This is a genomic window from Bradyrhizobium sp. HKCCYLS1011, assembly GCF_051167795.1.
Taxonomy (GTDB): domain Bacteria; phylum Pseudomonadota; class Alphaproteobacteria; order Rhizobiales; family Xanthobacteraceae; genus Bradyrhizobium.
The window spans coordinates 93,329-116,877 of the sequence record NZ_JBNPTT010000011.1; the positions used below are offsets into that span (position 1 = coordinate 93,329).

Below are 23,549 nucleotides of genomic sequence, written 5' to 3' on the forward strand. Positions count from 1 at the left end.
GACTGGAATGTCTGATTTGTTCTTGAAAGCGTCGCGGATGAAGCTCCGCTTCGACACCTCGAAGGGGCCGCTCTCGGCCGAAGATCTCTGGGATCTGCCGATCTCCAGCGACCGCAAGCTAAACCTCGCCGACATCGCCCTGGAGGTGAAGGGGCGGCTCGACAAGGTCTCCGGCCTGTCGTTCGTCAAGCAGCCGACCAAGGAGATCGACCAGACCGACCAGCTGCGCTTCGACATCCTGCGCTTCGTCATCGAGACCAAGCAGGACGAGAACGCTGCCGCCGTTGCTGCTCGCGACAACGCGACGAAGAAGCAGCGCCTGCTGCAGCTGATCGCCGAGAAGGAGGACGACTCGCTGAAGGGCAAGTCGGTCGAGGAGCTGCGGGCTCTGGCCGAAAGCCTGTAGCCGGCATCGGGCGGATGGCTTCGGCTGTCCGCCCACTTGCTTGAATGCAAACACACATGGGGACTCCGATGCCAGAGACGGCAAAATGCACGCTTTGCGCCGCGGTGGAATCGCCTGGCTTCTACACCGGCTGCATGGTCAGGGATGGCCATGTGACGGACTGGCGCTGCGACGGCAAAGGGCATCTCACCCGCGCGACATTCCGCGAGGCGCTCGACATCTTCTACCAAGGTTGCCAGCGGATTTCCGAGGAACACCGCGCTGCGAACTACTCGTCGATTCCACCCTACACATGGCACATCGTGGAGCTGAACAAGCGTTGGAAGATCATCCAGGGGACCGGCGTTCACTGCTTCGTCGACAAGACAACCGGTGATGTCCTGAAGGCTGCGAGCTGGGACAAGCCCGCAAAACACGCCCGCGGCAACATCTTCGATGAGCACAACGGCCTGGCCAAAATGGGTCCGTATGGCCCTGCCTACCTGAGGTGATCCGATGCGAATTTACACTTCATGCAGCGACCCGATCGACTTCTGCAAGCGCTGTGCTCCCGACGAGGATGAGGCACAGGAGCGCTATGGCAACCTGGGCGACGGCCCGGACGGACGTGGAAATTGCTTCGGCTATGACGACGACCACCCGCCCTACGGCGGTGAGAACTACACCTGCGCGGAATGCGGCGAAGAGCTGACGGACGAGGACTGATATGACGGAAGAACAGCTCAACGCCCTTCGATCTGTCGAACAGAAGCCGGCCATGATCGGTCCGATCGGCGGACCAGCCCGCACCCTGCTCTATGGGTACAACGTCGACCGATTGTCCTGGCACGTCTACCAGCTAGACGGCTGGCTGCATCACGCCATCTACATGGGCGACAACGGCCGGGCCGAGTTTCACGACTGCGGCGACAAGCTGCTTGCCAGCTCGCTTTCGCCGAACAAGCGCCTCTACCCGGAGGCCTGCGACTTTGCGTTCTGCAGGAAACTGAAGTTGCTCGGCGTCCACCTGTCCTTCACCACCTACGGCCAGATGGGAGACATCTCCGCTCGCCGTCCATTCATCGGAAGGGTTTTCCTGTGAGCAAGACATTCACTGACCTGCAGAACCGGATCATGGCGCGGGCCATCTCGCAGAGCGTCAGCGAGACCATCTACCTACGCAAGGGCCACTTCCCGTCGACGCGAAGCCTTATCGAGAAGGGATTCCTCGACCCGCACTGCTACGGGATGATCCAGACCCAGCACGTGACGCCGGAAGCCAAGACCGCCTTCTTCGCCGAGCACGGCGACGTGTTTGCGATCCAAGACATCTACGACAACTGCTGGATCATCTTCGAGGACCGCAAAGTGATCGCCAAGCCGCGCAGCGAGGAGAATGCCAGGCGCATCGTTGCCGCCCTCCTGACGCTCCGCGCGAAGGAGCAACAGGAGCAGAAAGCCGGCGCTTGATTTGCTTTTTCATTTGTATGAATGCTAATAGACGCTAACGTGTCCGCACCCAACCAGACGAGGAACAAATGTCCAGCACCGCGGGAACGCCCGCCATCTACGTTCCGTCGCCGCAGCAGGCAGCATTTCAGGATGAGGCCTGGAACGGGACCAGCTCGATCGTGCTGATCGCCGTGGCCGGCGCCGGAAAGTCCACCACGATCGTCCACACGGTCAGCCGTATGCGCGGCAGCAGCATCATCCTAGCCTTCGGCAGGAAGATCGCTGCCGAGCTGAAGGAGAAGCTCAAGAAGCTGGGCATCGACTGGAAGAAGGCGGAAGCCTCGACCTGCCATGCCATCGCGCTTCGGAACTATCGCAAGCGCTTCTCCGGCGTGCGGATCGATGAGGAGAAGGTCGGCCGGATCACGGCCGGATGGATCGACACCAACCGGATCGATGCATCCCTCGCCCCTCATGTGGGCGTTGTGGTCCAGCTCGTGGGCCTCGCCAAGCAGTCCGGTGTCGGTATCGAGGGCTGCGGCGATATCGAGGACACTTCGGTCTGGGAGGATATCGCAGAGCATTTCGACCTGTTCGACGAGGAGGCCACGCAGAAGAAGGCCGACGACCTGATCGAGCTGGCGATCGAGGTGTTGAAGGAGTCGAACAGCAATCCGGAGGTCATCGACTTCAACGACATGATCTACCTGGCCCTCCTGTACCGGGTGAAGATGTGGCAGTACGACACTGTCATCATCGACGAGGCGCAGGACACCAACACCGTGCGCCGGCTGCTAGCTCGGGCGCTAATGAAGCCGAACACCGGCCGGCTGTTCGCGGTCGGAGATCCCCACCAGGCCATCTTTGGCTTCACCGGGGCTGACAACGACAGCCTGGACATCATCAGGCAGGAGTTTGGCGCGAAGGAGATGCCGCTCACGGTCACCTACCGGTGCCCGAAAACGGTGGTCAAATTCGCTCAGTCCTGGGTCAACCACATCCAGGCCCATCCGACTGCGCCGGAAGGCAAGATCAGCCTCGAAACCTTCGAGCAAATGATCCAGCAGCGCGACCGACTGAACGGCGACTCGGCGATCCTGTGCCGCAACACCAGGCCGCTCGTGAACGCAGCGTTCGCCCTGATCCGGGAGAAGGTGCCCTGCCGCATCGAGGGCCGCGACATCGGCGAGCAGCTCAAGAAGCTGGCCACTCGTTGGAAGTCGATCAAGACCATCCCCGAGCTGGAGGACAAGCTGGAGGACTGGCTGGAGAAGGAGAAGGAGCGCTGGCTGCCGAAGAAGAAGATGTCGAAGATCCAGGAGGCCGAGGACAAGTTCGAGACCCTCAAGGTCATCATGGATGCGTGCCGTGAGGACAAGCACGACAGCATCACCGCGGTCGTGGCCTACATCGACAACATCTTCGCCGACAACGTCGAAGGCATCCTGACCCTCGCAACCATCCACCGGTCCAAGGGCCGGGAATGGAAGCGGGTCTACTGGCTGGACCGGTTCGGCACCTGTCCGTCCAAGTACGCCAGCATGCCATGGGAGAAGGAGCAGGAGATCAACCTGCAATACGTCTGTGCCACGAGGGCGCAGATGGAGCTGATTGATCTACTGCCTCCACTTCCGAAGCAGGTCGCCAAGCATGTGCCAGACAACGACAACAAGAAAGCGGAAGCTGCGGCATGAGGCGAATACCGGTGGCCGACTCCATCGGCAAGAAATACGGGAAGCTCACTGTCATCGAAGACAGGGGCTTCGCGTGCTGGGCGGTAAGAGGCGAATGACTGAGGTTCTGTGTCGATGCGATTGCGGAACAGAACGTACGGTTCTTCTGAATGATATCCGATCCGGAAAGACGAAGACGTGTGGGTCAAATCATCCGCACTATGAAGACAGGTCTGTCCCCGCCTTCAACTTCGTTTACGACCACGCCTATAGGGCTAGGGCGATTGATCGCGGTTTGGCTTTCGAGCTGACCAAAGACCAGTTCCGCACAATCGCACAAATGGACTGCCACTATTGCGGAGCAGCGCCTTCACACAGCGCCCCTCGAAGCGTCATGACCGGGAAGTTCAAGTCGCAGTACGTCTGCAACGGGATCGACCGGAAAGACAATGGCCAGGGATACACGATCGAAAACTGTGTCCCCTGCTGTTCTGTCTGTAACCATGCGAAACACACCATGGGATACGAGCAATTCATCATGTGGATCTCACGAGCCTACCACCACGTGGCAGCAACCCGCGCCATGGACGAGCTGATCGACCTGATGCCGCCGCCGCCCAGGGTCAAACCCGTCAACGACAACCAGCAGCCTGCGGAAAAGGAGAAGGCGGCATGAGCAATCATGCTGTCTTTATGAAGCCTCCGAATATCGTCTATCCGTTCGGATATCCGTCCGGGACCAACATGCAGGTTCTGTGGCGCTGCGAGGCTCAGCGCTACTCCTACGTCATCGATGCTGACGCCGATAGGTACGGCGTCACGGCGCCAGAGCTGCAGATGACCTGGTACGCCATCACCAGGCGTACTCCAAAAGGGGCATGGATCAGCGGTCGCTTCGTGCTGCTGACAGCCCACAAGCGATGGGCTTGCCCGACCCAGGAAGAGGCCATCGAGTCCTTCATCGCTAGGAAGCAGAAGCACATCCGCATCCTGATGTCGAACCTCAAACGCGCGGAGGAAGAGCTGGCGCTCGTTTTGCCCATTAGGCCTGCCTTGCGATGTGCATGAATGCAAACAAAGGAGTTCCCATGAACGGATGTATCGTGTGGAAAGGTCCGTCCGAGATCGACGGCCAGCCCATTATGCTGCTCGCCACCGGCCTTGAGGATGGCGGCAGCAATTCCAAGACCGGTGCGATGGCGCAGCTCTACATCCTTCGCCAGGACATCGGGCCGCTGCAGGCCAGCCAGATCGGCGCTGACAAGTCTATCTGCGGCAGCTGCGTCCACATGGGCAAGGTGGTCACCGACCCCAAGACCGGGCTTCGCAAGAACGTCGGCCGGTCCTGCTACGTGATGCTGTGGCGCGGACCGCACGTGGTCTTCGATGCCTACCAGCGCGGCGTCTATCCCGAGGTGACGCTGGCCAAGGCCCGCAAGCTTCTGGCCGGAAAGCGCGTCCGTGCCGGCGCCTACGGCGATCCTGGCGCGATACCGATGGCCGTCTGGGAGACGATCCTGGCGAAGGTCAAGGACGTAACCGGCTTCACCCACATGTGGCGCGAGAAGCCCGAGCTGGCGGCCTTCTGCATGGCCTCCTGCGACACCGAGATCGACCGGGTGCTCGCCAAGGCGCTCGGCTTCCGGACGTACCGCGTGCGTCCAGAAGGCGCTCCGAAGCTCGCTGGTGAGGGTCACTGCCCAGCGTCCAAGGAGATGGGCAAGGCCACGCAGTGCGCCCAGTGCCTGCTCTGCGGCGGCCATAAGAGCAAGGCGAAAGCCGACATCACCATCCAGGTCCACGGGCCTGGCCGTAACAACTTCCAATTAGCTCTGGAGGCAGCGTGATGGCCAAGAACGCTGAATTCTTCGGCCGCGGCTCCGTTGGCCTGCTCGAACTGCTCGACGGCGAGGAGGACATCGCGAGCCTCATCAGAACCACGCGCGGCAGCAACCGCTCCGCCCCACGCAACACCGAGTACCGCCGCCGTCATGAGACGGAGGACGGTTACGACGAATTGGACTTCGCATAGGAGACGAAATGGACAACGAGAAGATCGAGCGTCAGATCGCCGAGAAGGTGGTCGATGACGCTCTTGCCGCTGGCTACACGATCGACGTGTGGGACGGCGAAGAGTTTCCCCTGAAGAAGAGCAGCGACCGCGAGGAGATCCTCAAGGCGATGTTCTCGACCGACGAGGACAAGCTGTACCTGACCAAGGACGGAAAGCGCGGCTGGGTGCTTCTGATCTACGGCAACGGATACCACCTGATCAGCGACTACACGATGAGCCTCGAAAGCGTTCTGATGGGCGCCGAGCTGCTTTCTGACCAGCTGGAGACCGAGCATGGCCCAGTTGCTTAAGGAGGCATTCGGTTTCAAGACCGAGCAGCGCGTGCGTCTCAAGATCGAGACCAAGGGCGCAGACCACGAGGACATCGAGCACACGATGCCTGCCGGCTCGATCGGCGTCATCGACCACATCGAGGTCTACACCAACGACCAGGGGATTTCCTTTCACGTCTGGATCCCCGTCGACGACACCAACGAGCGTGGCATCGTCAACGTGTTTGACCAGCTCGACGGACCAATCACCGATTTCTTGGAGGCACTGTGAAGAAGCGCAATTTCCGATCACCGCCGTTGTTCTACGTGGCGCAATGGAAGAACGGGAAATGGATTCTCATGGCGAACGAGCCGGTGCTCCGGCCGGCCGCCGTGCGACTCGTTGCGTCGGCGTGGAAGGATGGCAACCTCGCTCGCATCAAGGCGGCCGATTCGGTCAAGAAGGCTGCGTGATCGTGGGTGCAGATTTGCATAAATGCAACCGCGTGTGCTCTAACCAGTAACAGGACCGATGTCTACATGGCGGTAGGAACAATCCTTTGTTCGTGGTGTATTTGCCTTCAGAGCGCCGCCGGTACGCAATCGGGACCACAGCAGCGAGGTGGGAAATGCCATCACAGGCCCCCGACAACGAGAAGTTTTTGACCGGTGAGGAGGCCAGGATCTGGCGCATCTCGCGCGGGCTGAACCAGGCGGAGGTTGCTCAGTGGCTGGGGATCACCCCACAGGCTGTGAGTAAGCAGGAGCGCCGCGGCGTATCCAAAATTGTTGCATTGGCGCTGGCGGCGATCGATCGTGGCCTGCCTCCGTTCCGTCCGTCCCAGGAGGACTATGAGGCCGCCAAGAAGGGAAAGCGGTAATGAAGGTTACAATCGTCGACGACCCCCCTGAACCGGTTCGCAGGGACATCAACCCGCGGTTCAGGAGCCGGCTCCCGGTCATCATTGGAAGGGCATGCGACTGCCTGGTCAGGATCGAGCCCGAGATCAAGAAGCTCGAAGTCTATTTGAGGGAGTTCGCAGAGTACCTCGACTTCGAAATCGAGAAAGTCCGTCTCGAGATTGCAAAGACGGAATGGCAAGATCGAGTCGATCGGGCGAAGCTGGATGACGCCAGGGAGTGGCTCGCGAAGCTTCGTCAGCTGCGGAAGGACTTCGACATCGACCTGATGACAGCCCCTTCGGGTTACATCAGGTCAATGGTCGATAGGATCGAGAAGCTCTTTGGAGCAATCGACGTAAGTCAGTGCTGACTTACAAACGCACGATCACGGCGACGATGGCGATCTCAGCGACATCCTCAAAAGCCATCCGCTCTTCATCGCCGGCCGGCATCGTCTTCGTCATGACGAGGCCCTTCTCATCGATGCTCGTCAGTAGACGAACCTTCGACTTTCCGTCCTTGCCGGTGACAAGGATCATGTCGCCGGCAACGGGATCACGGCGCTTCGTGCCGTAGCAGAGCGAGCCGGCCTTCAGCCACAGACCGAACGAATCGTCCGGCACATGGAAGGCGAAGCCAGTCTCGTCGCCATCCAGCTGCGGCGGAGCGGGCACATATCCGTCCCTGCGGCTGGAGGCAGCGGCCTGCAGCGAGGCCGGCAGAGCCGACACGTGCTTGAACTCGACGCTAGCCGTGCGAGCTGCTGCGGGACGCAGCCCAGCTCGCTTCGAAGCGCCTTCCGGGACTTCCAAGCCGTTATCACCCGTTTCCGCTCCGAGAGCCTCCAGAACCTTCTTAGTGATCGGGATGCCCGAAGCGTCCGCGATCTTCGAAAGAGTCTTTTGAGTAGGAAGGAACGGGTGTTCGGGATTGTTGAGCAAACGCAGCAGAGTCGACGGAGCAAGTTCCGCCTTCCTCGCAAGCTCCGTCGCATTCCACCGCTTTCGGTCGAGGATGTAATCGATCCACTCGATCACAACCTGCTTCGGAGTTTGTGCTTTCGTTTTTGCTGCCACTTTGAGCGCCAAGGTCATCGCAATGCGCCTTTTTTCTATCAGTCTTTGAAATATGAGACCAGGGTTGAACGGGACTTCCTCTCAGACTCTTTCGCGAATTCTGTTTTTCTGGTCGAAAAGTCCGTTTGCATACTGGCTCCATCCGTTTGTTTGGATGCTAACGCCCTCTCCCGTAGTCTAGGTCTTGTTCGATTGCAACGAAAAAATTGTTCTTGCTTCGTTCGAATTTTCTCAAAAAATCATGCAATATCATGTATTTATTGTCTGTTGGGTAGGTGCGCCGATTTTGAGCATTGCTAACAATTGCTTGAACTCCTGCAAATGCATTCCGGCATGCACGATCGCTATTGCATCTGCAACATGCTCATTGTCCAGATGCAAGTCGCCCTTCCGGTTCAAAATCTTGCCGCCCTTCCCCTTCGTGTCGCGGTCGTAGAGCTGCCAGGGAGCCTCTGGGTAGTGCCCTGCCGCCCAGGAGATGATCTCCGGCTTGTCGGCCTTCGGATTTCCCACGCTGCCCTTCTTCGTCTCCAAGGGCATCACCTGGAAGAGCGGAATTTGGATGGAGGCCAGCACGCCAACTGCCGCTCCAAACCCGTACGAAGCCCGAGCTGCCTGAGCGCCGGACGGTATTTCCGCGAATGCGACGGTACAGCCCTTCAGCTCCTCGTGAAGTCCGGCATGCAGCTCGCGAGCCCGGCGTAGGTCGTCCGAGTTCTGGCGAATCATCTTCCGCCTGCCAGCCAACTTCTCCGTCGAAATCGTCCGGAAGCGGTCGAAAGTCAGGTTGGGCGTCTCAAGGTTGAGCCACATTCGGGCGATCCCGAAGTGGGCGAAGGCCGGATCGAGTCCAGCAACGAGAATGGGGTTCATCGTGCCCTAGTGGGTGTCGGTGTTGCCGCATCACCACATCTCGTGGCTTGCATTTGCATTTGCATTACTGCAAATATATTACCCCTCGCCGGCCGTCAAGCTGGCGACAGCCAACAGAAACCATCGCATGAGCCTAAGAGCACTCACCTGGGCGTTCGACCTTGTCGACGAGGACCTCACGCCTACCCTCAAGCTGGTCCTAATCACGCTGGCGAACTACGCCAACGAGAAGTTCGAGACGTACCCGAAGCAGAGCACGATCGCCGTCAAGACCTGCTTGACCCGGCAGACAGTCTGCACCGCGCTGACGAAGCTAGAGGACCTCAACTTCATCACCTCCACCCAGCGCTTCTACGATAACGGCGGATTCCGCTCCAAGGTCTACCGGCTGAACGTGCCGGCAGCTCTGGAGGAGAGCATCAACGACGATGACCCCCTGTCAAATCCGCCGACACCGGGGGTGTCAAATTCCCAGACACCTAGTGTCAGCGACGACGACAGGGGGTGTCAACCTCCCCGACGAGCCCTGTCAAACACGCCGACAAGGGGTGTCAGCCAGGCTGACAACAATAACCGTGTACTAGAACCAGACTCAGAACCGAAACCAGAACCGCGGCGCAAGCAGCGCCGGACGGCGGAGTGGCCTTCTGACTACAAGGATCAGTTCTGGGCCGTCGTTCCTCGCAAGGTCGGCAAGGACGCAGCGCTCGCCAAGCTGGAGCGCATCGAGCGATCCGACAAGGTCGAGTTCAAGGACATCATCGACGGCATGCGCCGGTACGCCAGCAGTCCCGACGTGCGTCGTGATCTTCGCGATCCCGATCGTCGCCGGTTCGTCGTCCATCCGGTCACCTGGCTCAATCAGGGCCGGTGGTCAGACGAGGACGGGCTGCCACCTGAGTCCTCTGACGACCGGCATCGCCGAATGGCTGCGCGCCGGACTGTCGCGATCTGATGTCGGTCGATGTCCAGAAGGTGCTGGCCGAAGAAGGGATCAAGCTGCGGTCCATCAAGTTCGGAAACCAGTACACGCTCTGTCCGCAGTGCTCTCACCAGCGGAAGGGCAGCCACAAGAGGATCAGATGCTTGAGCGTCAAGATCGACGCAAAGGGGGTCTGTTGGAATTGCAAGAATTGCGGATGGGTCGGAGCTGAGAATGCTAAGCGAGAAGCACGCGAGAGGACTGGAGGACAGAGGCCTGTGCCCCGAACTGGCGGTGGCTATGGGGCTCTACAGCGGGAGTCTCTCGCGCGATGGGCAGGACCAGGTCATCGTCGTTCCGGACCCGGAGGGTAAGGTCCTCTGCTGGCCATACTTCGAAGGCGATGCCGAGGTCAACTGCAAGTATCGCTGGGCACAGGACGGCGAGCGCCGCTTCATGCAGAAGCGGAACGCTGCAAAGACGGTCTACAACGCCAACGTCCTGCTCAACGACGGCACCCTCAACCGGCTCGAAGCCGGATCGGATTCACTCATCTGGACGGAGGGCGAGCCCGATTGCCACGCCGTGCTGCTGTCCGGCTACGACACCTGCATCTCGGTGCCGGACGGTGCTCCGCCGGCTCGCGACAAGAACGGCAAGCTGATCCACGTTCCGGACGACGACCGGGATATCGATCCCGAGGACGACGACAAGTTCTCGTTCATGGGCCGGCTGATGGACTCGCTGCAGCGGGTCAAGCATCACATCATCGCCGTCGATGGCGACGAACCTGGCGGCCGGCTCGCTAAGGAGCTGGTGCGGCGTCTCGGCGCGGCCAAGTGCTTCTGGGTCGAGTACCCGAAGGACGAGGTAGTCCCGGACAAGAAGCGCAGAGGCAAGCTGCGCGCCTGCAAGGACATGAACGAGGTCAAGAAGTACCTCGGTGCCGAGAAGGTGCGTGAGCTGATCGACAACGCCAAGCCGTGGCCGGTCAAGGGCCTGTTCCGGCTGAGCGACTATCCGGAGGTCGAGATCCCGCCGATGGCGGAGGTCGGCATCTCGGACCTGCTTGACAAGCACATGAAGTTCTACCCGGGTCAGTTCGTGGTTGCCACCGGCATCCCGAACGTCGGAAAATCGACCTTCATCAACCAGTGCGCCGTGCTGCTGGCGAAGCGGCACAAATGGCCGGTGGCGATCTTCTCTGGCGAGAAGGACGTCAAGCCGTTCCTGGCGCACGAGCTGATGACCGCATTCCTCGACAAGCCCCGCGAGGACTGGTCGATGGAGGAGAAGCTGAGAGCGACAGCGTTCGTTCAACGCTACTTCCAGTTCATCGACTACGACGACTCGATGGAGGGCGATATCGACCTGAAGTTCGTCCTGGACACGGCGGCTGCCGCTGTCTTCCGGGACGGCGTGAAGCTGCTGATCATCGACCCGTGGAACGAGCTGGAGCACAGCCGGCCGGCCAGCATGTCGCTGACAGAGTATGTTGGAAAGGCCATCAAGCAGATGAAGCGATTTGCCAAGCAGTTCGGTGTCTGCATCATCGTGGTTGCCCACCCGACGAAGCTGGACCCAAAGGTGACGCCCGGCCTCTACAACGTGTCGGACTCGTCGCACTGGGCGAACAAGGCGGATCTCGGCATTGTGGTCGCCACCGATCCTGAGCGCGTAGATGAAGCTCCGAACGAGCGGCAGATCATCATCCCGAAGGTGAGGCTGAAGCGGATCGCCGGCATGACCGGCACCGTGGATCTGACCTTCGACGATCGAGCCGGACTGTTCAGGCGGGTCGATTTTTGAAAAAGCGTTTGCATGAATGCAAACGCTATGGTAGTGCAAACTGGAAAAAGGAGAGACCATAGATGGCAGGTTCCGTTAACAAGGTGATCCTCGTCGGCAATCTCGGCAAGGATCCCGAGGTCAAGCACCTCAACAACGACAAGTCGGTCGCCAATTTCTCGATCGCGACGTCCGAGCAGTGGCGTGATCGCGATGGCGAGCGCAAGGAGAAGACGGAGTGGCACAACTGCCAAGTCTGGGGCGATGGCCTGATCAAGGTCGTCGAGCAGTACCTGTCCAAGGGTGACAAGGTCTACGTCGAGGGCAAGCTGCAAACCCGCGAATGGGAAGACCAGGACGGCAAGAAGCGCTATTCGACCGAGGTGGTCGTCCAGAACCTGACCATGCTGGTGACCAAGGGCGACGGCGGCGGTCGCAGCAACGACGACGATGATCGCGGTGGCCGTTCGCGTGGCCGCGATGACGATCGTGGTGGTCGCAGCAGCAGCCGCAGCCGCTCGCGTGACGATGTTCGCGGTGGTGATGATGACCGCGGTGGTAGCCGCTCGTCGAGCCGCAGCTCGTCTCGCGATGATCGGGGTCGGGATGACGACAGAGGGTCCTCGCGCTCGTCGAGCCGCTCCTCGTCGCGCAACCAGGACCTGGACGACGACATCCCTTTCTAAGCGAAGGGCGTGACTTCCTCACCCGCCTGAGGTGCGGTGAGTTCTACTGAGCTTCCCCGTTGAGCGGGGAAAATGCGGGGGCGCCCCCTACTTGGTTGGCGTGCAGGGGGCGCCCCTCTGTCCTTCTATTTGCATGAATGCCAACGGGAGCACTAAACGCAAATGAGAATCTTCCAGGTTACGCCGGATGGCATGGCTTCGCTGTCCGACGCGCATCACGCACAGGAAGCTGCCGAGCACGGCGAGTGCTCCTGCCCGCCTGGCATCTGCCTAGACGGTGCAATGCCGGTCGAGCCTGGCATAGACGCCTTCAAGTTCATCGAGACCGTCGTCGGTGACATCATGAGCACGCTCTCTGATGACGATCTCGATGACGAGGACGAGGATGGCGAGCTGACCGTCGAGTTCGAGCCTGACTTCGAGTTCGACGATGAGGACGAAGGCAACACCCTCTCCCGCGCCGAGCAGCTCGACCAGCTCGGCTCCATCGTCGAAGACGTGACGTCGCTCGCCGGCCTCTACGCAACCATGGTCCACGAGGACCGCAGCCGAGGCGAGGACTGAGGCGTGGCTCGCACAGTCCTGGACGTCTCTCCCGGCGCCCTCTCGGACTACTACGATTGGCTCAAGGAGGCCGCCTCCGGCGACGTCCTGGTCTACTGGAGCGGAGACCTCCAGTACGACCGCCAGGTGGTGATCCCCGAGATGGACGTGCTGCGCGGCAACGAGCGGCTCCGTCTGGCAACCCTCAACGTTCTGGCCGATCGCGTTCTGGAGGACGCCAAGAACGGCGATCTCCTGCTCACGCAGAAGCGCATCGGCACGAACATCTTCGAATACCGAGCAACACGCCGCCGGCGGATGATCTTCGGCAGCGCAAACACGGGCAAGAAGATCACGCCACATGACTTCCTCCTCGCATGAGGATCGCGAGAAGGCTCTCAGCTGGCTGGCCCATGGTGGCCAGCTGGCATGGGACCTGAAGGGCGATCAATCAAAGCACAGCGACGTCATCTGGCAGCTGCTGGTCGAGGCGATCGATGTGATCGACAAGACGCCCGACCAGGAACGCCGCTGGCTCACGTCCGGCAACCGCTCAGGCGGTTGGAACATGATCGGCATGTCTCGTGCCGAGTTGCTCGTGATCGAGCGTATCCGCCTCCTCAGTGCGATGAAGCCCTATGACGGACAGACCAAAGTCGCTCCTCAGAGAGACGATGTTGAACGATCCCTTGGCGTTCTGGCGTGGATGCGGTGGTGCAACGCTGCTCGCCTCCCAGACCGTCTCGTTAAAGCTGCCATCGCGCTGGCTCGCGGCGGGGAAGCCGAGGTTGTCCATCGCCTCTATTGCCCGACGCGGAAGTCCCGCAACCGGCAGGCTGTTTACGAAATCAGACAACGAACGGTCGGCTTCATCCTGACCGGTTTCAAGAACGATCTCGGCGTCGTGCCGGGTGATGGACTTTCATTCAAGGAGTTGCGCCATGCTGCATGATCTGCCGCTGCCGAAGAGAATTAACGTCGACCAGATCGTCGAGCACTCGTTCAAGGACTACCACACCAAGGGCTTCGACTATCTCTGCCTCCAGCGCTCGCCGGAGGAGACGGTGAAGCTGTACTTCTTCGACGGCGACATCTCTAAGCTGCCCGAGGTCGTAGCGCCGCACAATCACCGCTACGACTTCGAGACCTACGTTGCTGCTGGCCTCAGCGAGAACGCCTGGTTCACGCGCTCGGCGATCCGTCCTGAGCATCAGGGCCAGATCTTCAACTGGTTCGAGTATCGGACCCCTCTCAACGGCGGCGACGGCTTCACCTTTGCTGGCGAGGAAGAGCTGTTCGAGGCCAAGCGCGGCCGGTTCGGCATGGGCGACTCGTACTTCATGCACGCCGAGGATCTGCACACGATCCGCATCGTCCAGAACGAAACCCTGCTGATGCTGGTCCAGTTTGAGGACATCGTTCCGCTCGACAAGCCGACCTGGACCTACTGCAAGGGCAACGCGCCCTCGCTGGATGGCCTCTACGCCAAGTTCACGGCTGACGAGGTGATCAGCCGGCTCCGCAAGTTCGAGGAGCGCACCGGCCTGCTGTTCAAGACCGCCGGCGCCCGTGACGCGGCCTGATCTTCAACAGCGCGTCGTCGACGCCATGCTCGCCATGGAGGCTGCCACCAAGGTGGTGGCCTCTGTGGTCCAGATCTTCGAGGCAAAGGTCCTCAACGGACCGCCATCGGAGATCGAGCGATACCGTGACGGCGCTCGCGATGCGTTCGACACCTTTCTGGAGCGGACGCAAGAGCTGATCGAGGCGCAGATGCGCGCCCGAGGAATCGATCCGAAAACACGAAGGTTGCTGTGAAGCGCGAGATCATCATCGACACGGAGACGACCGGACTCGATCGGAAGACCGATCGGATCGTCGAGATCGGCTGCGTCGAGGTGATCGATCTGATCCCTACGGGCAAGACGTTCCACAAATACATCAACCCGACGCACCCGGTGCATCGTGAGGCCCAAAAGGTCCATGGCCTCACGAACGAGTTCCTGAAGAAGTTTCCGACGTTCCGCCGGACCGTCAACCAGTTCCTCACCTTCATCGAAGGTGCGACTCTGGTTGCGCACAATGCCAGCTTCGACGTCGGCATGATCAACGCCGAGCTGGACCGCCTCGATCTCCCGCCGTTGGAGAACGGGATCGTCGACAGCCTGGCGCTGGCACGTGAGAAGCGGCCGGGTGCCAGGCACACGCTCGACTCGCTGTGCAAGGCGTTCGGCATCAACCTCGCCAAGCGCGACAAGCACGGCGCACTTCTCGACGCTCAGCTGCTCGCGGAAGTCTACTGCGAGCTTCGCGGCGGCCGGCAGATGGGGATGACCCTGGAGCTGTTCGCAGAGTCCAGCGAGGTCGCTCCCGTCGCCATCAGACAGCGGCCCGTGCCGCTTGCACCCAGAGCCACAGACGAAGACCGCGCCCTGCACGCGCAGTTCATCAGCGAGATGAAGGACGCGATCTGGAACGACTATCGCGATCCAAAACTCGAGACCGCAGCTTAGAGCCAATCAGGAGAGAACGATGAGCGCACCCGCCCTTTACCGGCGCACTGGCCACCTTGGCATGAGCGCCGAAGCCCGAGCCGCCCGCAAGACCTCGATCGGCGGATCGGACGCCAAGATCATCATGTCCGGCGACCAGATGGCGATCGAGCGCCTCTGGGCCGAGAAGCGAGGCGAGATCGCGCCGGAGGACCTCAGCGAGGTCATCCTGATCAATCTCGGCAATCTGACCGAGCCTCTGAACGCAGACCTGTTCGAGAAGGACAGCGGCTGGTGGGTGACCAACGAGCAGGACAAGGTCTTCTACGAGGACTGGGATAAGGCGCACGCCACCCTGGACGGTCTCGTTCGCGAGACCGAGGACGGCCCGGTCATCTCGATGGTCGAGTTCAAGTTCATGTTCCCGTTCGGCTTCTCGGTCGAGTCGGCGATCGAGAAGTACTACCCGCAGTGCCAGCACAACATGATGGTGACTGGCCTGCCGCGCTCGTACCTCTGCATCCTGACCGGTGCGGCGGCATGGCACCGCGTCGAGATCGAGGCGGACATCTTCTACCAGGTGAAGCTGCTGGAGGCCGAGAAGGACTTCTGGCGCTGCGTCGAGACCGGCGAGACCCCGGGCACGCCCGTGATCGAGGTGCCGCTCGTTGAGCGCGTGAAGGTCGTCGACATGAACGACAACAACGAGTGGGGCGCCCAGGCGGCGATCCTGCTCCAGACCGCAACAGCCAACAAGAAGTTCGACGCGGCGAAGAAGGCCATCAAGAAGCTGATGCCGAAAGACGCCATGCAGGCTGCTGGCAAGGGCGTGACTATCAAGCTGTCGAAGGACGGCAAGATGCTGATCGACTGCGACAAAAATCAAGTCAAGGCGGTCGACGAGAAGCAGGCCTGGTTCGCGCCGGAGCCGAAGGCCGAGAAGAAGACACGCGGCAAGAAGAAGGCCGCGAAGGCCGACAACGACAACAACGAGGAAGCAGAGGCGGCTTAACCGCCCCTGCCCTCACCCTTCACCAAGAGGAAGACCATGAGCAACGCAACCGAAAATCTCGCGATCTGGAACGAGGTCGAGCAGACTGACCCGGCATTCACCAAGGCGTTCAATCGCGGCGGCGGCTTCAAGGGTACGGCGACCAACGCCACGTACCTGATCAAGAAGGCCACGAAGATGTTCGGCCCGATCGGCATCGGCTGGGGTTGGAACATCGTCGAGGAGAAGATCGTCGAAGGCGCGGTCCACAAGGACCATACCGATCTGATCCACGTGCTGAAGCTGAAGCTCTGGTACAAGTGGGAAGATCAGCGCGGCGAGATCGAGCACTTCGGCCAGACTCAGTTCGTCGGAAAGAACAGCCGTGGCGTGTTCACCGACGAGGAGGCGCCGAAGAAGTCCCTGACCGACGCGCTCACCAAGAGCCTGTCGACGTTGGGCTTCGCCGCCGACATCCACCTCGGCCTGTACGACGACAACCGCTACGTCAACGACCTGAAGCAGGATTTCCGTGGCTCCGATGAGTTCGACAACGCCAACGACAATCAGGACCGCGGCGATCGCAGTGGCAAGTCGGACAAGAGTGGAAAGTCGGACAAGGGCGGCAAGTCCAAGCGCGGGCCGTCCGTCTCGGTGGAAGAGCAGGACAAGATCCTCGATCACTGGGAGGACCAGCTCGCCCAGGCCGGCTCCGTCAAGGAGATCATGGAGATCATCGCCGAGAAGTCCTTCGCCGAGGACCTCGCGAAGCTCCATGAGGATGACGAGGCCCTGATCCGCCAGAAGGCCAGCGACCGCTCTCAGGAGCTGAAGTCGGCCAAGACACGCACAAATGCGGGCTAAGGCACGCGCGTACGTCCAGCTCGCCTTGCAGGTCATCCAGCTCGCTGAGAGCGCGGATGATCTGCGGGCCTGGTGGGCGGCCGAGAGCGATCACCGCTACGACTACAGCCTGACGGACGATCAGATCGAGAGACTCAAGCAGGCGTGTAAGGAACACGTCCTACGCCTCGGTGGACAGCTACGGGAATGAGCAGATGAGCAAGACATCGAGCAAGTCGAGCAACCCATGGATCTATGTCGTCAAGAACGAGGATGGTCACCTTGTTCCCTATGCGCCGTACGATCGCGAGAAGTTCGAGGAACTGCCGGTCAACAAGCTTCTGCGCGTCAACATCGTCCAGCAGCGCAACGCGCCGCGACATCGGCTGTATCGGGTGATCCTGCGCCTGGTCGTCAAGAACACCGACCTGTTCGTGTCGGAAGACAGCCTGCATAAGACCCTCCTGGTCGGCTGCGGCGTGGTCGAGCCTGTCCTGAAGGTGCATATTTTGCCGGGCGCAGAAGATGACGGCGAGATCATCATGGTCCCTTCGTCGACCGCGTACGACGCGATGGATGAGGATGTGTTCAAAGCCTACTTCGACAAGGCCATGGGCATCGTCGAGAGCAACATCATCCCAGGCATCGACCTGTCGCTCCTGCTGAAGGAGGCCAAGGCAGAGGCGAACTGGAAGGAAGAAAAGGAAGCAGCGTGATGGCGAATGTCGTTGAAGGTGAGCCGCGCAACAGCCAGGAATGGCACGGCTCCTATCTGAACGAGGACGGCGTCGTCGCCGATGTTCTGCGTCGCGTGTCGGCCGACGAGGTGGCCGTCAAGCGCTGGCTAGATCCGGTGAGCTGGAAGATGCCGGCCATCCGATCGTTTCACATGGGGAAATCCGAGACCCCGGAGCACGCCGGCTGTCTGATGTTCGCCGGCATGGCGATCCGCAACTTCTATGGCATGTGGCACGCGAGCAATCCCCACACCGCATTCGACATCAATGACCTCAGCGTGGAGACCGATGATTTCGGCGTCGTGAACGATCCGCGTCATCCGGACAACCTCTCGCACCGCGTGATCGAGCGCGTGAAGGCCGAGCTTGCGAAGCTGTCGGAGGCCGCGTGAAGGTCTCCGACCGATCATCAGCCTGCCGACCGGCTTCTGGGGCGCAGAATGGATGTTCCTCGCCAAATCCGAAGGGGACGCCTTCCGGATGCTCAAACGGCGCATCGAAGACGGCAAGGTGAAATGGACGCCGCATGAACAACGCTGACGATTTGGCCCGGAGGTGTGTGGAGAACATCAACTTCTCCACGGCACACAAGTGGCCCATCGAAGAGGCCATGGTCCTGATCACGACTCCGAAGGGATGGAAGGCTCCGCCAAAGTTCCCTCGGAGCGAGATCGTGAACGTCAACCCAAACACGGGCACGCGGGTTCGTCGCATCTCCGCGATGCGGCTGCTCGCCTACCTGATCGGCAACAACCTGACCACCATCAAGATCGAGATGGACACCCACGCCGCAGCGGACAACGACAATGCCGAGAGCGCCAAGACTGTCTAAGGCCCAGGCGAGGTTCCTGGACGAGCATGCACCAGCCTACCTGTGCTGGCAGGAGGACGCTGGCACAGCGATCCCGGTCGCGCCGCATAAGGGCCAAAAACGCACCTTCGATGCGATGATCCGCAAGGAGTTCCTAACCCCGGATGGCCACATGACCGAGCTGGGGAAGACGACCTGGCTCAAGACATTTGCTTGACCATTTGCTTGAATGCAACTACGTAATGATGGAATGCAAACCGTCCTCGATCTTGCCCCCCCGAAGGGCTTCCGGAAGGCCATTCCGGACAAGGTGAAGCTGCAGGTCATCCTGCAGCAGAACGCCGCCTGCACGAAGTGCAGTGAGCGCCTGGGCAAGATCGAGGATTGCGAGTTCGACCACGTCCCCGCGCTGCAGCTGCGGTGCTGGGACGCAGAGGCAAAGGACACGACGCCGAGAGCGAATGATCCGGCGTTCATCGAGGCCAAGCACACAGACTGTCACGCGAAGAAGACGTTCGGTTCGCACGGCGAGCTGACGCGCGGCGACGTCACCGAGATCGCCCGCACCAAGCGGATTGCGAGAGAGACCGAGCATTTCAGGCGTCGGATGCTGGCGAAGGTCGACCCTGATGCGGAGGTCGATGAGCCGCCGCGGCGCCCGAAGAAGAAGTGGGCATCACGTCCTTTTCCGAAGCGGGGCAAGAAGCATGAAGAGGCACGTCAGAGAGGTCCAGCAGGAAGTTCAGATCCTGAAGGATAGAGGCGAGATCGAGGACTTCAAGCTTGGTCACAACACCAAGCACCAGACCGTCGACTTCATGTTCCGGGGCATCTGGTACTCGACCTCTTTCCCCTCAACGCCTCGTACGCCCTACGCCAACAATTTCGTTCGTCAGCAGATTAGACGGCGCATTCAGCTGCTGCGGACACTCTAGTCCACCAAAGAGAGGAAGACATGGACGCTACCGTACGAGTCGAAGACACGTCGATGGGGCTGATGAAGGCGCTGCACTTCATCACCACGCAGGAGCAGAGACGGAAGGTCAAGCCGAAGTTCAAGTACGCCTCGGCTGGCAGCACGACCCGCGCAACGCGGTGTCTGAACCGCTTTGAGCGCAGCAATGTCACCGAGCTGGTGCAGCAGCTGGTGCTACTGGATCCGAAGACGCAGCAGGATCAGGTCAAGGAGATCATGCAGCAGCTGTCGAAGCTGCCGGTCGCCTTCTTCCCGGTCAAGCGCGAGATGCGGATCGACTATTCCAAGTCCTATCCCTACCGGTCGACGAAGCGCGGCGGATGATCAGGGACGCGCACCTCACCAAGGCCCAGCGAGTGAGTATGCCATCTGGCGGCTTCTCGCTGCGCGGTGTGATCCACGGCGACAACACCGGCAAGTATCGCGACGGCTGGTTCATCTACACCTCCAAGGTCAAGGAGGAGATCGAGCCTGACGTCTTCAAGACCGCGACCGGGAACATCTACCGCATCGACAGCTGGGCGCCGCCGTCAAAGCCGACGTCCGAATACGAATCCATCCCGGCCGATTGGCCAATTTACCGCAAGACGAGTGAGCCGAATGAGAATTGAGCGTCGATACACGACTGCCGGAGTAGATCCCTACAGCATGATCGAGTGGCGCAAAGGCGTCAGCGAGATCAAGAACCCGGACGGCTCCGTCGTCTTCCGCATGGAAGGCATCGAGGTGCCTGCGGCCTGGTCCCAGGTCGCCGTTGACGTGCTCGCGCAGAAATACTTCCGTAAGGCCGGCGTTCCTGCCAAGACCTACCCGGTCTACGAGGACTGTGTTCCGGATTGGCTGCGCCGCCGCGCGCCAGGCGACATGTCGCTCGACCTGAAGACTGGTCAGGTCACTGTTGAGATGGGGTCCGAGACATCTGCCAAGCAGGTGTTCGATCGCCTCGCCGGCTGCTGGACCTATTGGGGCTGGAAGGGCGACTACTTCTCACCTGGCACCATGAGCCAGTTCGTCACCCGTAAAGATCTCGACCAGTCCGCCGAGGAGAACGCCCGCGCGTTCTTCGACGAGCTGCGCTACATGCTGGCCACCCAGATGTTCGCGCCCAACTCGCCGCAGTGGTTCAACACCGGCTTGCATTGGGCTTATGGCATCGATGGTCCGGCTCAGGGCCACTTCTATGTCGAGGAGCTGGACGAGACATCGGCTGAACTCCTCGGCAACCAGGAATACATCGTTGCGCCATCGAGGTCGGCATACGAGCGCCCGCAGCCGCACGCCTGCTTCATACAAAGCATCCAGGACAACCTGATCCAGGACGGCGGCATCATGGACCTGTGGGTCCGCGAGGCTCGCCTGTTCAAGTACGGTTCTGGCACCGGCACCAACTTCTCCAACCTGCGGGCCAACGGCGAGAAGTTGTCGGGAGGCGGCAAGTCGTCTGGCTTGATGTCGTTCCTGAAGATCGGTGACCGCGCTGCCGGCGCGATCAAGTCGGGCGGCACCACGCGCCGCGCCGCCAAGATGGTGATCCTGGACGTCGATCATCCGGACATCGAGGAGTTCGTTAACTGGAAGGTCGAGGAGGAGCAGAAGGTCGCCGCATTGGTCGCTGGATCCAAGGCGGCCAAGAGCCTGCTGTGGAAGGTCTGGCAGGCGGCTGATCCGTCCCCACCAGTTCCGCAGGCACCGGATGCCCTGAAGAACGCTATCTTGGCAGCCAAGCGCGCCTTCATCCCGGACAGCTACATCAACCGGGTGATCCAGCTCGCGAAGCAGGACGAGCCGTTCTACTTCGACGAGTTCGATGTCGACTGGCAGTCCAAGGCGTATGAGACGGTCTCTGGCCAGAACTCCAACAACACCGTATCGTTGTCGAACGAGTTCCTGAATGCGGTCGAATACGATCGCAAATGGAGCCTCATCGCACGGACCGATCGCAAGATCGTTCGGACCATCGATGCTGCCTACCTCTGGGACCAGATCGCTCGGGCGGCGTGGGAGTCGGCAGATCCAGGTCTGCACTTCAACACGACCATGAACGAGTGGCACACATGCCCGGCCGGCGGCGACATCCGCGCCTCGAATCCGTGCTCTGAATACATGTTCCTGGACGACACGGCGTGCAACCTGGCCTCTGCGAACCTGCTCAAGTTCACGGTGACGGATGAAGGGTTCGATGCCGACTCGTTTATCCATGCCTGCCGGCTGATCGAGATCGTGCTCGAAATCTCGGTTTACATGGCGCAGTTCCCGTCCAGGGAGATCGCCAAGGTCTCCTACGAGTACCGCACCACCGGCCTCGGCTACGCCAATCTCGGCGGGCTGCTGATGACCATGGGACTGCCGTACGACTCGGAAGAGGCTCGGGCTCTGGCCGGCGCAATCAGCGCGATCATGACCGGCGTGGCCTATCTCACCTCCGCCGAGATGGCCCAGGAGCTGGGTCCGTTCGTCAAGTTCGAGGAGAACCGCGAGGCGATGCTGCGCGTGATCCGCAACCACTATGCGGCGGCGGAGAATGGCCAGACGGAGTTCGAGGGACTATCGATCGAGCCGGTGTCGCTGGATTGGGACAACTGCCCGCAGGCCGACCTGCCGGCGCGTGCGTCCTCCATCTGGTCACAGGTCGTAGACATGGGCGAGGCTTACGGCTTCCGTAACGCCCAGACCACGGTCATCGCACCAACCGGTACGATCGGCCTGGTGATGGACTGCGACACCACGGGCGTGGAGCCGGACTTTGCACTGGTGAAGTTCAAGAAGTTGGCCGGCGGGGGCTACTTCAAGATCATCAACCAGGCGGTACCAACGGCTCTCGAACGGCTCGGCTATCGGTCGACGGAAATTCCGGCAATCATCACCTATGCGACTGGCACGGGCACGCTGCCGAGCAAGTTCGAGCTGGCGCTGCGCTCAACCGGCACGTTGGACGAGAACGCGGTACGGACAGCCTTCGATATCCGCTTCCTGGCGGACTGGAAGAAGCTTGGCTTCAGCGACGAGGAGATCGAAAAGGCCAACATCCACACCTGCGGAACGATGACGTTGGAAGGCGCTCCGGTCCTCAAGCCTGAGCACTATGCGATCTTCGATTGCGCCAACAAGTGCGGCAAGCATGGCACTCGGTTCATCTCGACCGAAGGCCACATCCGGATGATGGCTGCAGTGCAGCCGTTCATCTCGGGCGCGATCAGCAAGACCATCAACATGCCCTCGGACGCCACGATCGAGGACGTGAAGAAGGCCTACATGCTGTCGTGGAAGCTGGGGCTGAAGGCCAACGCGATCTATCGCGACGGCTCCAAGCTGTCCCAGCCCCTGTCGTCAGCGCTGATCGAGGACGAGGAGATCGAGGAGACCAAGCCGGAGACGGTGGTCAAGGTGGTCGAGCGGATCATCCGCAAGCGGGAGAAGCTGCCGGCCAAGCGCCGCGGCTACACCCAGCGGTCAGTGGTCGGCGGCCACAAGGTCTACCTGCGAACCGGGGAGTATCCCGATGGTCGCCTGGGCGAGATCTTCATCGACATGCACAAGGAGGGCGCCGCCTTCCGGTCGATGATGAATGCTTTCGCCATCGCCGTCAGCATCGCCTTGCAATATGGCGTGCCGGTCGAGGAGTACGTTGATGCGTTTACATTCTTCCGGTTCGAGCCCGCAGGGTTCGTCCAGGAGCACGACCGCATCAAAAGCGCCAGCTCGATCATCGATTTCGTCTGGCGGGACCTCGCGATCAACTATCTCGGTCGCGATGACCTGGCTCACGTCACCCCTGAAGAGAGCGGTCACACCGCAATGGGAGATGGTGTCAAGGGGCAGGCTACCATCACCATCGAGGTGAAGGAGTCGGCAGTGCGAAGCGTGAGCGATACGCGCTTGATGGGAGATATCAAGCCTGACAAGCGGTCGATCGCCAAACTGAGCGGATACACCGGGGACACCTGCGGCTCGTGCGGCAATGTCACCATGGTCCGCAACGGCACCTGCCTCAAGTGCGACACGTGCGGCGAGACCACGGGATGCTCATGAGGTGGCTGAAGCGACTGCTCTGCGTCGTGTTTGATCACAAGCGG

General features: G+C 60.7%; 35 protein-coding genes. 33 read left to right on the top strand and 2 right to left on the bottom strand.

Annotated elements, in window-relative coordinates; genetic code table 11:
• Nucleotides 1–7: 7 nt before the first annotated feature.
• The 15 genes from ACQR1W_RS31620 (at nucleotide 8) to ACQR1W_RS31690 (ending at nucleotide 7,108) form a co-directional block, all read left to right on the top strand.
• A complete protein-coding gene (locus ACQR1W_RS31620; protein ID WP_434854440.1) occupies nucleotides 8–406 on the top strand; it encodes a hypothetical protein in 399 nt (132 codons plus the stop codon).
• A 68-nt stretch (nucleotides 407–474) separates the two neighbouring features.
• A complete protein-coding gene (locus tag ACQR1W_RS31625; RefSeq protein WP_434854441.1) occupies nucleotides 475–897 on the top strand; it encodes a DUF7717 family protein in 423 nt (140 codons plus the stop codon).
• 4 nt (nucleotides 898–901) lie between these two features.
• Nucleotides 902–1,111 carry a hypothetical protein gene (locus ACQR1W_RS31630; RefSeq protein ID WP_434854442.1) on the top strand — a complete coding sequence of 70 codons (210 nt, stop codon included), beginning with the start codon at nucleotides 902–904 and terminating at the stop codon, nucleotides 1,109–1,111.
• A gap of 1 nt (nucleotide 1,112) precedes the next feature.
• A complete protein-coding gene (locus ACQR1W_RS31635; protein WP_434854443.1) occupies nucleotides 1,113–1,487 on the top strand; it encodes a hypothetical protein in 375 nt (124 codons plus the stop codon).
• Complete coding sequence (locus ACQR1W_RS31640) at nucleotides 1,484–1,855, top strand: hypothetical protein (RefSeq protein ID WP_434854444.1); 372 nt, start codon at nucleotides 1,484–1,486, stop codon at nucleotides 1,853–1,855. The genes ACQR1W_RS31635 and ACQR1W_RS31640 overlap by 4 nt, the downstream gene beginning before the upstream one ends.
• A 68-nt stretch (nucleotides 1,856–1,923) precedes the next feature.
• Complete coding sequence (locus ACQR1W_RS31645) at nucleotides 1,924–3,531, top strand: UvrD-helicase domain-containing protein (protein WP_434854445.1); 1,608 nt, start codon at nucleotides 1,924–1,926, stop codon at nucleotides 3,529–3,531.
• Between the two features lie 373 nt (nucleotides 3,532–3,904).
• Entirely contained in the window at nucleotides 3,905–4,186 is a 282-nt protein-coding gene (locus tag ACQR1W_RS31650) for an HNH endonuclease signature motif containing protein (RefSeq protein WP_434854446.1), read from the top strand.
• On the top strand, nucleotides 4,183–4,578 hold the full coding sequence (locus tag ACQR1W_RS31655; protein ID WP_434854447.1) for a hypothetical protein: 396 nt from the start codon (nucleotides 4,183–4,185) through the stop codon (nucleotides 4,576–4,578). The genes ACQR1W_RS31650 and ACQR1W_RS31655 overlap by 4 nt, the downstream gene beginning before the upstream one ends.
• 20 nt (nucleotides 4,579–4,598) lie before the next feature.
• Nucleotides 4,599–5,357, top strand: a complete 759-nt coding sequence (locus tag ACQR1W_RS31660) for a hypothetical protein (protein WP_434854448.1) — start codon at nucleotides 4,599–4,601, stop codon at nucleotides 5,355–5,357.
• Nucleotides 5,357–5,542, top strand: a complete 186-nt coding sequence (locus tag ACQR1W_RS31665; RefSeq protein WP_434854449.1) for a hypothetical protein — start codon at nucleotides 5,357–5,359, stop codon at nucleotides 5,540–5,542. Before ACQR1W_RS31660 ends, ACQR1W_RS31665 begins: the two co-directional genes overlap by 1 nt.
• Nucleotides 5,543–5,550: 8 nt before the next feature.
• The gene (locus ACQR1W_RS31670) at nucleotides 5,551–5,874 is read left to right on the top strand and encodes a hypothetical protein (protein WP_434854450.1); all 324 of its coding nucleotides are present in this window, start codon (nucleotides 5,551–5,553) and stop codon (nucleotides 5,872–5,874) included.
• A complete protein-coding gene (locus ACQR1W_RS31675) occupies nucleotides 5,858–6,127 on the top strand; it encodes a hypothetical protein (protein ID WP_434854451.1) in 270 nt (89 codons plus the stop codon). Before ACQR1W_RS31670 ends, ACQR1W_RS31675 begins: the two co-directional genes overlap by 17 nt.
• Nucleotides 6,124–6,309 (top strand): hypothetical protein, encoded by a 186-nt coding sequence (locus ACQR1W_RS31680; protein ID WP_434854452.1) that lies wholly within the window; start codon nucleotides 6,124–6,126, stop codon nucleotides 6,307–6,309. Before ACQR1W_RS31675 ends, ACQR1W_RS31680 begins: the two co-directional genes overlap by 4 nt.
• 155 nt (nucleotides 6,310–6,464) lie before the next feature.
• On the top strand, nucleotides 6,465–6,716 hold the full coding sequence (locus ACQR1W_RS31685; RefSeq protein WP_434854453.1) for a hypothetical protein: 252 nt from the start codon (nucleotides 6,465–6,467) through the stop codon (nucleotides 6,714–6,716).
• On the top strand, nucleotides 6,716–7,108 hold the full coding sequence (locus ACQR1W_RS31690) for a hypothetical protein (RefSeq protein WP_434854454.1): 393 nt from the start codon (nucleotides 6,716–6,718) through the stop codon (nucleotides 7,106–7,108). The genes ACQR1W_RS31685 and ACQR1W_RS31690 overlap by 1 nt, the downstream gene beginning before the upstream one ends.
• Nucleotide 7,109: 1 nt before the next feature.
• Here the strand turns inward: ACQR1W_RS31690 and ACQR1W_RS31695 are convergent, their stop codons facing one another.
• Nucleotides 7,110–7,832, bottom strand: coding sequence for a helix-turn-helix domain-containing protein (locus tag ACQR1W_RS31695; RefSeq protein ID WP_434854455.1), 723 nt, complete (start codon nucleotides 7,830–7,832; stop codon nucleotides 7,110–7,112).
• Between the two features lie 231 nt (nucleotides 7,833–8,063).
• The gene (locus ACQR1W_RS31700) at nucleotides 8,064–8,687 is read right to left on the bottom strand and encodes a hypothetical protein (protein ID WP_434854456.1); all 624 of its coding nucleotides are present in this window, start codon (nucleotides 8,685–8,687) and stop codon (nucleotides 8,064–8,066) included.
• 127 nt (nucleotides 8,688–8,814) lie between these two features.
• On the opposite strand from ACQR1W_RS31700, the gene ACQR1W_RS31705 reads away from it, so the two are divergent.
• From ACQR1W_RS31705 to ACQR1W_RS31790, 18 genes are all read left to right on the top strand, one after another.
• Nucleotides 8,815–9,642 carry a helix-turn-helix domain-containing protein gene (locus ACQR1W_RS31705; RefSeq protein WP_434854457.1) on the top strand — a complete coding sequence of 276 codons (828 nt, stop codon included), beginning with the start codon at nucleotides 8,815–8,817 and terminating at the stop codon, nucleotides 9,640–9,642.
• Nucleotides 9,643–9,843: 201 nt separating this feature from the next.
• Nucleotides 9,844–11,418, top strand: coding sequence for a DnaB-like helicase C-terminal domain-containing protein (locus ACQR1W_RS31710; RefSeq protein WP_434854458.1), 1,575 nt, complete (start codon nucleotides 9,844–9,846; stop codon nucleotides 11,416–11,418).
• 62 nt (nucleotides 11,419–11,480) lie between these two features.
• Entirely contained in the window at nucleotides 11,481–12,083 is a 603-nt protein-coding gene (gene ssb, locus ACQR1W_RS31715) for a single-stranded DNA-binding protein (protein ID WP_434854459.1), read from the top strand.
• Nucleotides 12,084–12,245: 162 nt separating this feature from the next.
• Entirely contained in the window at nucleotides 12,246–12,647 is a 402-nt protein-coding gene (locus ACQR1W_RS31720; protein ID WP_434854460.1) for a hypothetical protein, read from the top strand.
• Nucleotides 12,648–12,650: 3 nt separating this feature from the next.
• Nucleotides 12,651–13,007, top strand: coding sequence for a hypothetical protein (locus tag ACQR1W_RS31725; protein ID WP_434854461.1), 357 nt, complete (start codon nucleotides 12,651–12,653; stop codon nucleotides 13,005–13,007).
• 118 nt (nucleotides 13,008–13,125) lie between these two features.
• Nucleotides 13,126–13,578 (top strand): hypothetical protein, encoded by a 453-nt coding sequence (locus ACQR1W_RS31730; protein WP_434854462.1) that lies wholly within the window; start codon nucleotides 13,126–13,128, stop codon nucleotides 13,576–13,578.
• Complete coding sequence (locus ACQR1W_RS31735) at nucleotides 13,568–14,209, top strand: hypothetical protein (protein WP_434854463.1); 642 nt, start codon at nucleotides 13,568–13,570, stop codon at nucleotides 14,207–14,209. Before ACQR1W_RS31730 ends, ACQR1W_RS31735 begins: the two co-directional genes overlap by 11 nt.
• Nucleotides 14,196–14,444, top strand: a complete 249-nt coding sequence (locus tag ACQR1W_RS31740; RefSeq protein WP_434854464.1) for a hypothetical protein — start codon at nucleotides 14,196–14,198, stop codon at nucleotides 14,442–14,444. Before ACQR1W_RS31735 ends, ACQR1W_RS31740 begins: the two co-directional genes overlap by 14 nt.
• Nucleotides 14,441–15,139, top strand: coding sequence for a DNA polymerase III subunit epsilon (gene dnaQ / locus ACQR1W_RS31745; RefSeq protein WP_434854465.1), 699 nt, complete (start codon nucleotides 14,441–14,443; stop codon nucleotides 15,137–15,139). The genes ACQR1W_RS31740 and dnaQ overlap by 4 nt, the downstream gene beginning before the upstream one ends.
• Before the next feature lie 19 nt (nucleotides 15,140–15,158).
• The gene (locus tag ACQR1W_RS31750; protein ID WP_434854466.1) at nucleotides 15,159–16,130 is read left to right on the top strand and encodes a YqaJ viral recombinase family protein; all 972 of its coding nucleotides are present in this window, start codon (nucleotides 15,159–15,161) and stop codon (nucleotides 16,128–16,130) included.
• A 36-nt stretch (nucleotides 16,131–16,166) separates the two neighbouring features.
• Nucleotides 16,167–16,973 carry a hypothetical protein gene (locus ACQR1W_RS31755; protein WP_434854467.1) on the top strand — a complete coding sequence of 269 codons (807 nt, stop codon included), beginning with the start codon at nucleotides 16,167–16,169 and terminating at the stop codon, nucleotides 16,971–16,973.
• A gap of 194 nt (nucleotides 16,974–17,167) precedes the next feature.
• Nucleotides 17,168–17,668 (top strand): hypothetical protein, encoded by a 501-nt coding sequence (locus ACQR1W_RS31760; RefSeq protein ID WP_434854468.1) that lies wholly within the window; start codon nucleotides 17,168–17,170, stop codon nucleotides 17,666–17,668.
• On the top strand, nucleotides 17,668–18,081 hold the full coding sequence (locus ACQR1W_RS31765; protein WP_434854469.1) for a hypothetical protein: 414 nt from the start codon (nucleotides 17,668–17,670) through the stop codon (nucleotides 18,079–18,081). Before ACQR1W_RS31760 ends, ACQR1W_RS31765 begins: the two co-directional genes overlap by 1 nt.
• A 281-nt stretch (nucleotides 18,082–18,362) precedes the next feature.
• Nucleotides 18,363–18,521, top strand: coding sequence for a hypothetical protein (locus ACQR1W_RS31770; protein ID WP_434854470.1), 159 nt, complete (start codon nucleotides 18,363–18,365; stop codon nucleotides 18,519–18,521).
• A 229-nt stretch (nucleotides 18,522–18,750) separates the two neighbouring features.
• Nucleotides 18,751–19,260 carry a hypothetical protein gene (locus ACQR1W_RS31775; protein ID WP_434854471.1) on the top strand — a complete coding sequence of 170 codons (510 nt, stop codon included), beginning with the start codon at nucleotides 18,751–18,753 and terminating at the stop codon, nucleotides 19,258–19,260.
• Nucleotides 19,261–19,455: 195 nt separating this feature from the next.
• Nucleotides 19,456–19,800, top strand: a complete 345-nt coding sequence (locus ACQR1W_RS31780; protein WP_434854472.1) for a hypothetical protein — start codon at nucleotides 19,456–19,458, stop codon at nucleotides 19,798–19,800.
• 32 nt (nucleotides 19,801–19,832) lie between these two features.
• On the top strand, nucleotides 19,833–20,087 hold the full coding sequence (locus tag ACQR1W_RS31785; protein WP_434854473.1) for a hypothetical protein: 255 nt from the start codon (nucleotides 19,833–19,835) through the stop codon (nucleotides 20,085–20,087).
• Nucleotides 20,077–23,505: an adenosylcobalamin-dependent ribonucleoside-diphosphate reductase gene (locus ACQR1W_RS31790; protein ID WP_434854474.1), complete on the top strand. Its 3,429-nt coding sequence runs from the start codon at nucleotides 20,077–20,079 to the stop codon at nucleotides 23,503–23,505. Before ACQR1W_RS31785 ends, ACQR1W_RS31790 begins: the two co-directional genes overlap by 11 nt.
• The last annotated feature ends 44 nt before the right edge of the window (nucleotides 23,506–23,549 follow it).